The sequence below is a fragment of the Lentzea sp. CC55 genome (assembly GCF_021056325.1).
Classification (GTDB): domain Bacteria; phylum Actinomycetota; class Actinomycetes; order Mycobacteriales; family Pseudonocardiaceae; genus Lentzea; species Lentzea jiangxiensis.
Map to the genome: position 1 here is coordinate 73,495 of NZ_JAJCXE010000045.1, position 13,759 is coordinate 87,253.

Here is a 13,759-nt window from a genome sequence, read left to right on the forward strand (position 1 = left end):
ACTCTCGGATGAACCGGTCCCGTGTCAATCGTTGTCGATAACGTTTTACACGGCTAGCCTGACCCGGTGCCTCCACGCTCTCGCGTCACGATCAAGGACGTCGCCGCCCAGGCCGGCGTCTCGGTAGCCACCGTGTCCAAGGTCCTCAACCAGCGGTACGGCGTCTCGGCGGACACGTTCGCCCGCGTCACCGCGGTCATCAAGGAACTGGGGTACGAGGCCAGCCTCGTCGCGCAGAGCCTGCGCAACCACCGCACCAACGTCATCGGCATCCTGGTCGCCGACATCGAGCCGTTCAGCACCGAACTGCTCAAGGGCGCGGCGGACGCCATCCGCGGCACCGGCTTCGAGCTGGTCGTCTACTCGGCGGGCGGCCGGACGGGTGACCCGCAGGGCTGGGAGCACCGGTACCTCACCAGGCTGAGCGGCACGCTCGTCGACGGCGCCGTGCTGGTCACGCCCGCTGTCGACCTCGAAGGCATCCCCGGCACGCCCGTCGTCGCGGTCGACCCCCACACCGGGCGCGCCGCACTGCCGACGGTCGACTCCGACAACCTGCACGGCGGCCGCCTCGCGACGGAGCACCTGCTCGCACTGGGCCACCGCAGGATCGCGATGCTGACCGGCCGCGAGGACCTGAAATCGGCGCAGCAGCGCGAAACCGGCTACCGCGGGGCGCTCGCCAGCGCCGGCGTGCCGGTGGACGAGCACCTGGTCCGGCGCGGTGACTACGACGCGGACGTGGCCGCCGCGTCGGTGCGCGACCTGCTGACCGGGCCCGACCGGCCGACCGCGATCTTCGCGGCCAACGACACCACCGCCATCGCCGCCATCCAGGCGGCCCTCGAGCTCGGCCTGCGCGTGCCGGAGGACATCTCGGTGGTGGGCTTCGACAACATCCCCGAGTCCGCGCTGTGCACACCGCCGCTCACGACGGTGCAGCAGCCGATCCGCGAAATGGGCCACCGCGCGCTCGAGCTGCTCGTGCGGCTCATCAACGGCGACGAGCCCGCCGACACGCACGTCACCCTGGGCACCGATCTGGTCGTCCGGCAGTCGACACGTCCACTCTCACCCTGAGGTTCCTCCTGTGACGACAGAAGCCACCACGCCGGACGAGGTCTGGCGAAACCCGCACGCCCCCGTGGCCGACCGTGTGCGCGACCTCGTCGCGCGGATGACGCCGCAGGAGAAACTCGCGCAGCTGCAAGGCATCTGGGCCGGCATCGACGCCGCCGGCGAGATGGCACCGCACCAGCACGAGTTCGCCGTGGCACCGCGGGACTTCGACGAGCTGACCAAGCACGGCCTCGGCCAGCTCACCCGCGTCTTCGGCACCCGGCCGATCGACCCCGAGGTCGGCGCGCGCACGCTCGCCCGCACCCAGCGGCAGATCATCGAGTCGAGCCGGTTCGGGATCCCGGCGCTCGCGCATGAGGAGTGCCTGACCGGGCTCGCCGCGTGGCAGGCGACGGTGTACCCGTCGCCGCTGTGCTGGGGCGCGAGCTTCGAGCCGGACCTGGTGCGGCGCATGGCGGCCAAGTTCGGCGACTCGATGCGCCGCCTCGGGATCCACCAGGGCCTCGCCCCGGTTCTCGACGTCACGCGCGACCTGCGCTGGGGCCGGGTCGAGGAGACCATCGGCGAGGACCCGCACCTCGTCGGCGTCGTCGGCGCCGCCTACGTCGAGGGCCTCGAGTCGGCCGGGGTCGTGTCCACGCTCAAGCACTTCGCCGGGTACTCGGCGTCGCGGGCGGGACGCAACCACGCGCCGGTCTCGATCGGGCCCCGCGAGTTCGCCGACGTGATCCTGCCGCCGTTCGAGATGGCGCTGCGGGCCGGTGCCCGGTCGGTGATGAACTCCTACGCCGACAACGACGGCGTGCCCGCGGCGGCGGACTCGACGTTGCTCACCGACCGGCTGCGCGACGAGTACGGCTTCACCGGCACCCTCGTGTCCGACTACTTCTCGGTGGCGTTCCTGCACAAGCTGCACGGGGTCGCCGCCGGACGCGAGGAGGCGGCGGAACTGGCGCTGGCGGCCGGGATCGACGTCGAACTGCCCACGGTGGACTGCTTCGGCGACCCGCTGCTCGAGGGCCTGGAGGCCGGCCGGATCGACATGGCCCTCGTCGACCGGGCGCTCACCCGCGTGCTGGCGCAGAAGTTCGAGCTCGGCCTGCTCGACCCCGGCTACTCCCCCGCGCCCTCCGCGGACCTCGACCTGGACGACGACGAGTCCCGCGCCCTCGCCCGCGAGGTCGCCGAGCGCTCGATCGTGCTGCTGCAGAACGACGGCGTCCTCCCGCTGGCGGGCAAGCGCCTCGCCGTCATCGGCCCGCGCGCGGACGAACCCGGCGCGATGATGGGGTGCTACTCCTTCCCGCTGCACGTCGGCGTCCACCACCCGGACGCCGAGATGGGCATCGACGTCCCGACCGTGCTGGACGCGCTGCGCGCCGAGCACGACGTCGTCTTCGCGCAGGGCTGTCCCGTGCTCGGCGGCACCGCCGAGGAGATCGCCGAGGCCGTCGAGGCGGCCCGGCAGGCCGACGTCTGCGTCGTCGTGCTCGGCGACCAGGCGGGGCTCTTCGGCAAGGGCACCTCCGGCGAGGGCTGCGACGCCGCGGACCTGAAGCTGCCCGGTCGCCAGGAGGAGCTGCTGGAGGCGGTGCTCGGCACCGGGATGCCGGTGGTGCTCGTGCTGTTGTCCGGCCGGCCCTACGACCTGTCCCGGCAGGCCGACCGGCTCGCCGCCGTGGTGTGCGGCTTCTACCCCGGCGAGGAGGGCGCCGCGGCGCTCGCCGGCGTCCTCTCCGGACGGGTCAACCCGTCCGGCAGGCTCCCGGTCAGCTTCCCCGGTGCCGGTTCCAGCCAGCCGTCGACCTACCTGACCGCCCAGCTCGGCGCGCGCACGGAGGTCAGCACGGTCGACCCGACCGCGCTCTACCCCTTCGGGCACGGGCTCTCCTACGCGCCCGCGACCTGGGTTGCGGTGGGGTCCGAGGAGCGGGAGTGGCCGACGGACGGCGTGTGCCGGGTGCACGTGGTCGTGCGCAACGAGTCGGACGTCACCACCTCCGAGGTCGTCCAGATCTACCTGCACGACCCGGTGGCCGAGATCGCCCGGCCGGTGCGGCAGCTGATCGGCGCGGTGAAGGTGGACCTGGAACCCGGCCAGACCCGCACCGTGAGCGCGGCGCTGCACGCCGACCTCACCTCGTACACCGGACGGGCCGGGCAGCGGCAGGTCGATCCCGGTGACGTCGAGCTGCACGTCGGCACGTCGAGCGCGAACATCCACACCAGGCTGCGGTTGTCGATGACGGGCCCGCGGCGCGCGGTCGGCTTCGACCGCGTCCTGACCCCGGTGTTCGACACCCCCTGACGTCCCCGCACCACCTCCGGCGCCCCGGTAACGTCCACTCCGGACGGACCGGGTCGTCGGAGGGGAGCTCTGTGCTGGAGATCAGCGGACTGACGTGGGCGGTCACGATCGGCGTGATCGTGGCGCTGCTGGCGGTCGACCTGGCGCTCGCCGCGTGGCGGCCGCACCGCGTCGGCTTCCGCGAGGCGAGCCTGTGGTCGGTGTTCTACATCCTGGTCGCGGTCGGGTTCGGCGTGTGGTTCGCCACCGCGCACGGCGGCGGGTTCGGCGCCGAGTACTTCGCCGGCTACATCGTCGAGAAGAGCCTGTCGGTCGACAACCTGTTCGTCTTCGTGATCATCATGACGACGTTCCTGGTGCCGGAGGAGCACCAGCACAAGGTGCTGACGTTCGGCATCGTGCTGGCGCTGGTCATGCGCGGCATCTTCATCGCGGTCGGCGCGACGCTGCTGTCGTTGTTCTCGTTCATGTTCCTGCTGTTCGGCCTGTTGCTGATCTTCACGGCCGTGCAGCTGTTCCGGCACCGCGACGAGGACCCGGACGTCGAGAACAACGTCGTGGTGAAGACCGCGCGCAAGCTGCTGCCCGTCACCGACGACTACGTGGGCGGCAAGATCCTCACCCGCGTCGACGGCCGCCGGATGGCCACTCCCCTGTTCGTCGTGCTGGTGGCGATCGGCGGCGTCGACCTGCTGTTCGCGCTCGACTCGATCCCCGCGGTGTTCGGCGTGACCGAGGAGCCGTACATCGTCTTCACCGCCAACGCGTTCGCCCTGCTCGGCTTGCGCGCGTTGTTCTTCCTGGTCAAGGGCCTGCTCGACCGCTTGGTGTACCTCTCGGCCGGTCTCGCGGTCATCCTCGCGTTCATCGGCGTCAAGCTGATCCTGCACTGGGCGCACGTCGACATCTCGCCGAGCGTGCCGGAGGTGCCCACGCCGCTGAGCCTCGGCGTGATCATCGCGATCCTGGTGGTCGTGACGGTCGCCAGCCTGGTCAAGACCCGCAACGACCCGTCCGCCAAGGCGCACCCCGGCTCCCTGCGCGGTCACCGGGAACCCGAGCGGGACTGACGGCTCAGGGGCCCTTCTTGCCCTTGCCCTCGCCGGGCCCCGCCTTGCCGGGCTTCTGCTTGGCCGCCCCGGGTTCGGCCCAGACCTGCTGCTGCGCGGGAGGCGGGGCCTGGACCTCGGCCTCGGTGTGGGCCACGGGCGCGGGTGCGGGCGTCCACTGCACGGTGCGCACCTGGGTCGAGGCCGGTTCGGTGGTGGCGGGCGGCGCCGACTCGGCCGGCACGGCGGGACCGCCCTGCAGCAGGAGCCCGGTGCCGACGGAGGCGGCGAGCACGACCGCCGCCGCGACGAACGCGCCGCGTGACCTGCGCGGCAGCGGTGCGGCGACCGTCACCGGTCCCTGAGCGGTCAACGCCCTCGCGCACTCACGCGCGCTGGGGCGGCGAGCGGGCGTCGTGGAGGTCATCAGGGTCAGCAGCCGCCGCAGGTCGAACGGCAGGTCGGCGGGCACCTCGGGCGACCGGTGCAGGCGCGCGACGGCGGCCTCCACCTCCCCGCCCTGGAACTCGCGGCGGCCGGTCAGGCACTCCAGCAGCACCAGCCCGAGGGCGTAGACGTCCACGGCCGGGGTGATCGCGTCACCGCGCACCTGCTCGGGCGACAGGTAGGCCGCCGTGCCGACGACCTGGTCCGCCCTGGTCAGCCGCGCGCTGTCGGCGAGCCGCGCCAGGCCGAAGTCCGCGAGGCGGGGAGCGTCCTCGTCACCCAGCAGGACGTTGGACGGTTTGACGTCGCGGTGGATGATCCCGCGCTCGTGCACGTGGGCGAGCGCGTCGGCGACCGCGGCACCGAGGCGGCGCACGTCCTCGACGGGCATCGGCCCCTCGGCGATGCGGGCGTGCAGCGTGCGGCCCTCGACCAGCTCCAGCACCATGTACGGCCTCTCGCCACCCGGATCGGCGTCGTAGACCGCCACCAGGCCGGGGTGCGACAGACTCGCGAGCGTGCGGATCTCGTTGTCGATGCGCTGCGCGTCGGCGAGGTCCTCGCCGGGCTGGAACAGCTTGATCGCGACGTCGCGCACCAGCACGGTGTCTCGTCCCCTGCGCACCTCGGCCATGCCGCCGGCGCCGAGCAGGGCGCCGACCTGGTACCGGTTGGCGAGGAGGAGGGTGTCGGGCATGGGTCCGGGATGCCCACCCGGCCGATCTCCCAATCACGGCGGAGCGGACTCCGCCTCACGACGGCGGACAGGTGGATGGATCTTCCTCCGGCGGGCGGTGTGCCGGCGCCCTGCACGTACCGGGAACAGCACTGGTCACGGGCCTGCTGTGCGTCACGGTCACCGGGAGCTCGAGCGCCGTCAACGGGTAAAACTCTCTCGTCCACCCGCGATGGCTCATCACGGCCGCGTGCTGCGTGTTCCGGCGCACGCGGAATGAATTCGCATCACGATCAATGGCCCCTCGCGAGGTTCTTCACCTCGTGGCTAATGTCGGTTCGCGGCCGCATTCAGCCCTTCCACTCGAACGAGGTGAACAATCGTGCGTGCAATTTCGGCGTTCGTGCTGACCGGTGCGGCATTGGTGGCGAGCGCATTGCCGGCATCGGCGGCGCAGGTCGAAGCGTCCCTCGCGCTGCAGGCACAGGCGCGACTGGAGGCACGGGGTGCCGCCGTCACCGTGCCGACCCGCGTGATGTGCGAAAACGGCGCCATGGGGTCGATGTGGCTCCAGGTCACGCAGAACGTGCGCGGTGAGCTCGCGATCGGCGACAAGTACACGCCGAGCGTTCCGTGCACCGGCGGTTTCCACCAGGTCGACGTGACCGTGGTGTCGCGCACGAAAGCATTTCGGCCGGGCGTCGCGTTCTCGACCGCCTCGCTGAACGCCTACCTCCCGCCGGACAATTCGCGCACGGTCGAGGAAGACCGCGTGATTTCCATCGTCAGGTAGTCCGCCGCACCGCGGTGGACGCGCGGACCACGAGCTCCGGCTGGAACTTCACGTGCCGGTGCTCGTGGTCCGCGTCGTTCTCCGACAGCAGCAGCCGGGCGGCGGTGCGGCCGAGCTGCTCGCGCGGCTGGCGCACCGACGTGAGCGGCACGGCGGCGGCCGCGGCGAACTCGATGTCGTCGTAGCCGACCACGGCGAGGTCGTCCGGGACGCGCAGGCCCTGCTGGGTCATCGACTGCAGCAGGCCGAGCGCCAGCAGGTCGTTGGCGCAGAACGCCGCCGTGGGCCGGCGCGAGGCGGGCAGGCCGACGAGCCTCTCCCCCGCACCCCTGCCCTCCGCGACCCGCAGCCCCCTGGTCTCGAGGAACGTCAGCGCGTCCGCGGGCAGCCCGGCGCCGGCGAGCGCCCGCAACGCGCCTTCACGCCGGTCGCGCACCTGCTGGATCGACAGCGGGCCGCCGATCATCGCGATGCGGGTGTGACCGTTCTCGACGAGGTGGGTGACCGCGAGCTCGCCGCCGAGCACGTCGTCCACCGCCACCGAGCACCGCGCCCCGTCCGAGGCCTCGCGGTCGACCAGCACGACCGGCGTGCCGCGTTCGGCGAGCTGCGCGCTCTCGCCGTCGACCGGCGTGATCAGGATGCCCTCGACCCGCTGCTCGTGCAGCAGCTCCAGGTACTCGCGCTCACGACCGCCGTCGGAGGCGCTGTTGCACAGGAACAGCGCGAACCCCGCCTCCCGCGCCGCGTCCTCCACGCCGCGCGCCACGTCGGTGAAGAACGGGTTCGCCGCGTCGAGCACGACGTAGGCGAGCACCCGGCTGCGACCCGCGCGCAGCTGGCGCGCGGACTCGTTGCGCACGAAGCCGAGCTGCTCGATCGCGGCCAGCACCCGCTGCCGCGTCGCCGGAGCGACGACGTCGGGCCGGTTCAGCACGTTCGAGACGGTCGCGTTGGACACGCCGGCGTGCTGCGCGACGTCGCGGATGCCCACTGACGGCTTCACCGGCGGCTCCTGTGTTGAAACGTGACAACGAATCGTACTCCGCAACCCTTGACATGGTGACGCGGCACGCACAGAGTGCTCGTTACTCGGCTTTTAAAACGTTTCAACATCGAGGAGACGGACGTGGACCGAGCTGCCGTGGTGGCACTGGACGAGGTGAGCGAGTCCTTCGGCGCCGCGGCGCTCGCGTCCGGGCGGATCACCGGTGCCGAGGGCGAGAAGTTCACCGCGGGCGACCTCGGTGCGCACACCGTGGGCGCCGGGGGCGAGGTCGTGCTCGGCCCGCCGACGGTGTCCGCCAGGGACGACATCGACCGGTTCGACTTCTGACATGCGCGTCTGCTTCACGTTGCGGGTGCGCCCGGACCGGCTCGAGGAGTACCGGGCGCGCCACCGCGACGTGTGGCCCCGGATGCGGGCAGCCCTCACCGAGGCGGGCTGGCACAACTACTCGCTCTTCCTCGCCGAGGACGGCCTGCTCATCGGCTACCTCGAGTGCGACGACTTCGACGCGGCCCTCGCGCAGATGGCGCGCACCGAGGTCAACGCGCGCTGGCAGACCGAGATGGCGGAGTTCTTCGTCGGTGACGGCAACGCCGACGAACGGATGCGGCCCCTCGACGAGGTCTTCCACCTCGACTGAGTTTGGGGAGAACACACCATGAGCGTGAAGGACGCGCTGCGCGAGCAGCGGATCGAGACCCCTTCCTGGGCCTACGCGAACTCGGGCACCCGGTTCAAGGTGTTCGCGCAGCAGGGGGTCCCGCGCACGCCGTACGAGAAGATCGACGACGCGGCGGTGGTGCACCGGCTCACCGGGGTCGCGCCGACCGTCGCGCTGCACATCCCGTGGGACAGGGTCGACGACTACGGCAAGCTCGCCTCCTACGCGAAGGACCGCGGTGTCGCTCTCGGCGCCGTCAACTCCAACGTGTTCCAGGACGACGACTACAAGCTCGGCAGCGTCTGCCACCCGGACCCGCTGGTACGGCGCAAGGCGGTCGGGCACCTGCTCGAGTGCGTCGACATCATGGACCGGACGGGGTCGCGCGACCTCAAGCTGTGGTTCGCCGACGGGCTCAACTACCCCGGTCAGGACAACCTCCGCGCCCGCCAGGACCGGCTGGCCGAGGCGCTGCGGGAGACGTACGCCCGGCTGGGTGCGGATCAGCGGATGCTGGTGGAGTACAAGCTCTTCGAGCCCGCGTTCTACGTGACCGACGTGCCGGACTGGGGCACCGCGTACGCGCACTGCCTGACGTTGGGCGACAAGGCGCAGGTGGTGATCGACACCGGGCACCACGCCCCCGGCACGAACATCGAGTTCATCGTGTCGTTCCTGCTGCGGGCGGGCAAGCTCGGCGCGTTCGACTTCAACTCGCGCTTCTACGCCGACGACGACCTGATGGCCGGGGCGGCCGACCCCTTCCAGCTCTTCCGGATCATGCACGAGATCGTGCTGGCCGACGCGCTGAGGCCGGCGGCCGGCATCGCGTTCATGCTCGACCAGTGCCACAACCTGGAGCCGAAGATCCCGGCGATCATCCGGTCGGTGCTGAACGTCCAGGAGGCCACGGCGAAGGCGCTGCTCGTCGACCACGGCGCACTGGACGGGGCCCAGCGGGCCGGTGACGTGCTCGGGGCGAACGCCGTGCTGATGGACGCCTACAACACCGACGTGCGGCCGCTGCTGCGGGAGCTGCGCGAGGACATGGGGCTGGACCCCGACCCGATGGCCGCGTACCGGCGGTCCGGGTACGCCGAGCAGATCGTCCGGGAACGAGTCGGCGGCGAGGCCGCCGGGTGGGGTGTGTGATGAGCGAGGTCGATGCCCTGCTGGGCCGCAGCAACCGGCTCGGAGCGGATCCGCGCAACACCAACTACGCGGGCGGCAACACCTCGGCCAAGGGGTCCGGGGTCGACCCGGTGACCGGGCAGCCCGTGGACCTGGTGTGGGTCAAGGGGTCCGGCGGTGACCTGGGCACGCTGACCGAGTCCGGGCTCGCGGTGCTGCGGCTCGACCGGCTGCGGGCGCTGACCGAGGTGTACCCCGGTGCCGAGCGCGAGGACGAGATGGTCGCCGCGTTCGACTTCTGCCTGCACGGCAAGGGAGGCGCGGCGCCGTCCATCGACACGGCCATGCACGGTCTCGTGGACGCGCCGCACGTCGACCACCTGCACCCGGACGCGGGCATCGCGTTCGCCACGGCGGCCGACGGCGAGGCCCTGGTCAAGGCGTGCTTCGGCGATCGCGTGGCGTGGGTGCCGTGGCGGCGGCCGGGTTTCCAGCTGGGCCTGGACATCGCGGCGATCAAGCGCGACCACCCGGAGGCCGTCGGCGTCGTGCTGGGCGGGCACGGCATCACGGCGTGGGGTGCGACGAGCGAGGAGTGCGAAGCGCACTCGCTGGAGATCATCCGGACCGCCCAGCGCTACCTCGACGAGCACGGCCGCGCGGAGCCGTTCGGGCCGGTGGTGCACGCGCCGCTGCCGGAGGCGGACCGCCGTCTCAGGGCCGCCGAGCTCGCGCCGGTCGTCCGCGGCCTGGCCTCCACCGACAGCCCGCAGGTCGGTCACTTCACCGACTCCGACGTGGTGCTCGACTTCCTGGCCCGCGAACGGCACCCGGAGCTCGCGGCCCTCGGCACGTCGTGCCCCGACCACTTCCTGCGCACGAAGGTCCGTCCGCTGGTGGTCGACCTGCCACCCGACGCGCCACTGGAGGACGTGGTGGCACGTCTGAAGGAGCTGCACGAGGCCTACCGCGAGGAGTACCGGGCCTACTACGAGCGGCACGCGGAGCCGGACAGCCCGCCGATGCGCGGCGCCGACCCGGCGATCGTGCTCGTGCCGGGCGTCGGCATGTTCAGCTTCGGCAGGAACAAGCAGACGGCGCGCGTCGCGGGTGAGTTCTACGTCAACGCCATCAACGTCATGCGGGGCGCCGAGTCGGTCTCGCGGTACGCGCCGATCGAGGAGCGCGAGAAGTTCCGCATCGAGTACTGGGCGCTCGAAGAGGCGAAGCTGCGGCGGATGCCGGAGCCCGAGCCGCTCGCCACGCGCGTCGCGCTCGTCACCGGTGGCGGATCGGGCATCGGCAGGGCGGTCGCGCACCGGCTGGCGGCCGAGGGCGCCTGCGTCGTGGTGGCCGACCGCGACGGTGCCGCGGCACGGCAGGTCGCCGGGGAGATCGGGCCGGCGGACGTGGCGGTGCCGGTGACCGTGGACGTCACCGACCCCGCCGGCATCGCCGAGGCGTTCCGCGCCGCGGCGCTCGCGTTCGGCGGCGTGGACCTGGTGGTCAACAACGCCGGTCTGTCGATCTCCAAGCCGCTCGAGGAGACCACCGAGGCCGACTGGGACCTGCAGCACGACGTCATGGCCAAGGGCTCGTTCCTGGTCTCCCAGCAGGCGGCGAAGGTCATGCGCGCTCAGGGCATGGGTGGTGACGTCGTCTACATCTCCAGCAAGAACTCGGTGTTCGCCGGGCCGGACAACGTCGCCTATGGCGCGGCCAAGGCCGACCAGGCGCACCAGGTGCGGTTGCTCGCGGCGGAGCTCGGTGGCGACGGCATCCGGGTCAACGGCATCAACCCGGACGGCGTGGTCCGCGGCTCGGGGATCTTCGCCGGCGGGTGGGGTGCCCAGCGCGCCGCCGTGTACGGCGTGCCGGAGGAGGAACTCGGCGCGTTCTACGCCCGGCGCACGTTGCTCAAGCGCGAGGTGCTGCCCGAGCACGTGGCCGCGGCGGTGTTCGCGCTGACGGCGGGCGACCTCTCGCTGACGACCGGCCTGCACGTGCCGGTCGACGCCGGTGTCGCAGCGGCGTTCCTGCGATGACGGCGGTCGCCGCGGTCGACCTCGGCGCGTCCAGCGGCCGCGTGGTGCGCGGGGTCGTCACCGGCGGCCGGGTCGCGGTCGAGGAGGTGCACCGGTTCCCCAACGGGCCGGTGCACTGCGGCGGCCGGCTGCGCTGGGACCTGCGCGGCCTGTACCGCGAGATCCTCACCGGGCTGCGCCTGGCCGGTGAGGTCGGCAGCATCGGCGTCGACAGCTGGGCGGTCGACTACGGCTTGCTGGACGCCTCCGGTGAGCTGCTCGGCGACCCCGTGCACCACCGCGACCCCCGCACCGGGGACATCAAGCCGGAGGAGGGTCTCTACGAGGTCAACGGCCTGCAGTTCCAGCCGTTCAACACGATGTTCCAGCTGCGCGTGGAACCGCTGCTCCCCCGCGCCTCCCAGCTCCTGCTGATCCCGGACCTGGTGTCCTACTGGCTGACCGGCGAACGCGGCGCCGAGTACACCAACGCCACGACCACCGGCCTGATCGACGTCCGGACAGGACGGTGGTCGCCGTCGCTGACCCGCGACCTCCCACCCGGTCTGCTGCCGGAGCTGCGCCACCCCGGCGACCCGGCGGGCTCCTGGAACGGCGTCCCGGTCACGGCGGTCGGCTCGCACGACACCGCGTCCGCCGTCGTCGCCGTCCCCGCCGGGACCGACCGGTTCGCCTACATCTCGTGCGGCACCTGGTCGTTGGTCGGTGTGGAGCTGACGGCTCCCGTGCTCACCGGGGAGAGCAGGGCGGCGAACTTCACCAACGAGGGCGGTGTCGACGGCACGATCCGCTACCTGCGCAACGTGATGGGCCTCTGGTTGCTGCAGGAGTGCCTGCGGACGTGGGACGCCGAGCTGGACCCGTTGCTGCGCGAGGCGTCGAACGCCACCGGTTCGACGTTCGACCCCAACGACCCGGTGTTCCTCCCGCCCGGCGACATGCCCGCCCGCATCGAGCGGTGGTGCGGGAGGAGCATGACGAGGCCGGAGGTCGTCCGGTCCGTCCTGGACAGTCTCGCTCTGGCTCACCGCGACGCGATCGTGGACGCACAACGGTTGTCCGGCAAGGAGGTCGAGGTCGTGCACGTCGTCGGAGGCGGCTCGCGCAACGCGTTGCTGTGCCAGCTGACCGCCGACGCGTGCGGACTGCCCGTCGTGGCGGGACCGGCCGAGGCCACCGCGATCGGCAACGTCCTCGTGCAGGCCCGTGCCGCGGGGGCCGTCGAAGGCACTCTCGCCGAACTCCGGGAACTGGTAGGAAGGTCGCAGCCGCTCCAGCGTTATCTGCCCCGCTGACGAAAGGACGGCACAGATGCGCAGGCGCTCCTTCCTCGGCCTGGCCGCCACCGGCGTTCTCACCCCCGCCGTGGCGCAGGCCCGGGTCCCCCGCCGGACCCGCTGGCTGACCACCTGGGCGGCCATGCCCCAGCTCACCGAACCGCACAACATGCCGCCGGCGCCCTTCACCGGCGACGGCTTGGTGCTCGCCGACGCCACGCTGCGCCAGACCGTCCGCGTCACCGCCGGTGGCACCCGGCTGCGGCTGCGCTTCAGCAACGCGTTCGGGGGCGCGGTGCTGCCTCTCACCGCCGTCACCGTCGCCCGGCCGCAGGACGGTCGTGCGGGCACCAGCGCGGTCGAGCCCGGTTCGGTGCGCCGGGTGACGTTCGGCGGCCGCACGTCCGCGGCCGTCCCGGTGGGCGCTCTGGTGGTGTCCGATCCGCTGGACTTCGCCGTCGAGCCCGGCACGAACCTGACCGTGACGGCGTACCTCGCGCGCGGCCAGGCCTCCACCGACATCACCTCGCACCCCGGATCCCGCACGACGTCCCACCTGATCGCCGGTGACCACACCGAGTCCGTCGCGCTGCCGGGCGCGACACCGACCGACCACTGGTACTTCCTCAGCGGCGTCGAGGTGCCCTCCGCGGCGGACGCCGTCGTGGTGATCGGCGACTCCCTGACCGACGGCCGGGGCTCCACCACCAACGGCAACAACCGCTGGCCCGACCAGCTCTCCGACCGCCTGCGCGGCCGGGTCGCGGTGGTCAACCAGGCCGCGGGCGGCAACCGCGTGCTGCAGGACGGTCTCGGCCCGAGCGTGCTGGCGCGCCTGGACCGCGACCTGCTGGCCCAGAGCGGGGTCCGGTGGCTGGTCCTGTTCGAGGGCGTCAACGACATCGGCACGGCGGACGCGACCGACGTGGCGCAGAAGGCGGTGGCCGAGGACCTGATCGCCGCCTGCGGTCAGGTCCTCGACCGCGCCCACGCCCACGACATCGAGGTGTACGGCGCGACGCTCCTGCCGTTCGGCGGCCACGGCTACGACGACGCCGGAGGCTTCCGCGAGTCGGCCCGGCAGGCGGTGAACCACTGGATCCGCACCAGCCGGCGGTTCGACGCGGTCCTCGACTTCGACGCCGTCGTCCGGGATCCCGCGAACCCGCGACGGCTGCTGCCCGTCGCGGACGTCGGGGACGGCCTGCACCTCAACCCCACCGGGTACCGGATGCTGGCGGAGTCCGTTCCCCTCGGGCTCTTCCGCTGAACCCCCACCTGCC

General features: G+C 72.1%; 12 protein-coding genes. 10 read left to right on the plus strand and 2 right to left on the minus strand.

Annotation, left to right across the window (positions count from 1 at the left end):
• Positions 1-66: 66 nt before the first annotated feature.
• The 3 genes from L6E10_RS28565 (at position 67) to L6E10_RS28575 (ending at position 4,458) form a co-directional block, all read left to right on the plus strand.
• Positions 67-1,080: a LacI family DNA-binding transcriptional regulator gene (locus tag L6E10_RS28565; protein WP_236223131.1), complete on the plus strand. Its 1,014-nt coding sequence runs from the start codon at positions 67-69 to the stop codon at positions 1,078-1,080.
• Between the two features lie 10 nt (positions 1,081-1,090).
• Positions 1,091-3,388 (plus strand): beta-glucosidase, encoded by a 2,298-nt coding sequence (locus L6E10_RS28570; protein WP_236223132.1) that lies wholly within the window; start codon positions 1,091-1,093, stop codon positions 3,386-3,388.
• Positions 3,389-3,459: 71 nt separating this feature from the next.
• Positions 3,460-4,458: a TerC/Alx family metal homeostasis membrane protein gene (locus L6E10_RS28575; RefSeq protein ID WP_236223134.1), complete on the plus strand. Its 999-nt coding sequence runs from the start codon at positions 3,460-3,462 to the stop codon at positions 4,456-4,458.
• 4 nt (positions 4,459-4,462) lie between these two features.
• Here L6E10_RS28575 and L6E10_RS28580 read toward each other — a convergent pair whose 3' ends face one another.
• Positions 4,463-5,581 carry a serine/threonine-protein kinase gene (locus L6E10_RS28580; protein ID WP_236223135.1) on the minus strand — a complete coding sequence of 373 codons (1,119 nt, stop codon included), beginning with the start codon at positions 5,579-5,581 and terminating at the stop codon, positions 4,463-4,465.
• Between the two features lie 382 nt (positions 5,582-5,963).
• On the opposite strand from L6E10_RS28580, the gene L6E10_RS28585 reads away from it, so the two are divergent.
• Complete coding sequence (locus L6E10_RS28585) at positions 5,964-6,353, plus strand: hypothetical protein (protein WP_236223137.1); 390 nt, start codon at positions 5,964-5,966, stop codon at positions 6,351-6,353.
• Here L6E10_RS28585 and L6E10_RS28590 read toward each other — a convergent pair.
• A complete protein-coding gene (locus L6E10_RS28590) occupies positions 6,346-7,359 on the minus strand; it encodes a LacI family DNA-binding transcriptional regulator (RefSeq protein ID WP_236223139.1) in 1,014 nt (337 codons plus the stop codon). The genes L6E10_RS28585 and L6E10_RS28590 overlap by 8 nt on opposite strands.
• 123 nt (positions 7,360-7,482) lie before the next feature.
• Between L6E10_RS28590 and L6E10_RS28595 the strand changes: the two genes are divergently transcribed.
• From L6E10_RS28595 to L6E10_RS28620, 6 genes are read left to right on the plus strand one after another with little or no spacing between them, the layout of a single operon-like run.
• Positions 7,483-7,689 carry a hypothetical protein gene (locus L6E10_RS28595; protein WP_275677176.1) on the plus strand — a complete coding sequence of 69 codons (207 nt, stop codon included), beginning with the start codon at positions 7,483-7,485 and terminating at the stop codon, positions 7,687-7,689.
• Position 7,690: 1 nt separating this feature from the next.
• A complete protein-coding gene (locus L6E10_RS28600) occupies positions 7,691-8,002 on the plus strand; it encodes an L-rhamnose mutarotase (RefSeq protein WP_236223141.1) in 312 nt (103 codons plus the stop codon).
• Positions 8,003-8,020: 18 nt separating this feature from the next.
• On the plus strand, positions 8,021-9,175 hold the full coding sequence (rhaI, locus tag L6E10_RS28605) for an L-rhamnose isomerase (protein ID WP_236223143.1): 1,155 nt from the start codon (positions 8,021-8,023) through the stop codon (positions 9,173-9,175).
• Complete coding sequence (locus L6E10_RS28610; protein WP_236223145.1) at positions 9,175-11,199, plus strand: bifunctional aldolase/short-chain dehydrogenase; 2,025 nt, start codon at positions 9,175-9,177, stop codon at positions 11,197-11,199. The genes rhaI and L6E10_RS28610 overlap by 1 nt, the downstream gene beginning before the upstream one ends.
• Positions 11,196-12,494 carry a rhamnulokinase family protein gene (locus L6E10_RS28615; protein WP_236223147.1) on the plus strand — a complete coding sequence of 433 codons (1,299 nt, stop codon included), beginning with the start codon at positions 11,196-11,198 and terminating at the stop codon, positions 12,492-12,494. Before L6E10_RS28610 ends, L6E10_RS28615 begins: the two co-directional genes overlap by 4 nt.
• 16 nt (positions 12,495-12,510) lie before the next feature.
• Positions 12,511-13,746, plus strand: coding sequence for an SGNH/GDSL hydrolase family protein (locus tag L6E10_RS28620; RefSeq protein ID WP_236223149.1), 1,236 nt, complete (start codon positions 12,511-12,513; stop codon positions 13,744-13,746).
• The last annotated feature ends 13 nt before the right edge of the window (positions 13,747-13,759 follow it).

Bases quoted from the DNA above. Each gene is read 5' to 3' on its own strand.
- L6E10_RS28615 (WP_236223147.1), top strand. From the start codon at position 11,196: ATGACGGCGGTCGCCGCGGTCGACCTCGGCGCGTCCAGCGGCCGCGTG.
- L6E10_RS28580 (WP_236223135.1), bottom strand. From the start codon at position 5,581: ATGCCCGACACCCTCCTCCTCGCCAACCGGTACCAGGTCGGCGCCCTG.
- rhaI (WP_236223143.1), top strand. From the start codon at position 8,021: ATGAGCGTGAAGGACGCGCTGCGCGAGCAGCGGATCGAGACCCCTTCC.
- L6E10_RS28620 (WP_236223149.1), top strand. From the start codon at position 12,511: ATGCGCAGGCGCTCCTTCCTCGGCCTGGCCGCCACCGGCGTTCTCACC.
- L6E10_RS28600 (WP_236223141.1), top strand. From the start codon at position 7,691: ATGCGCGTCTGCTTCACGTTGCGGGTGCGCCCGGACCGGCTCGAGGAG.
- L6E10_RS28610 (WP_236223145.1), top strand. From the start codon at position 9,175: ATGAGCGAGGTCGATGCCCTGCTGGGCCGCAGCAACCGGCTCGGAGCG.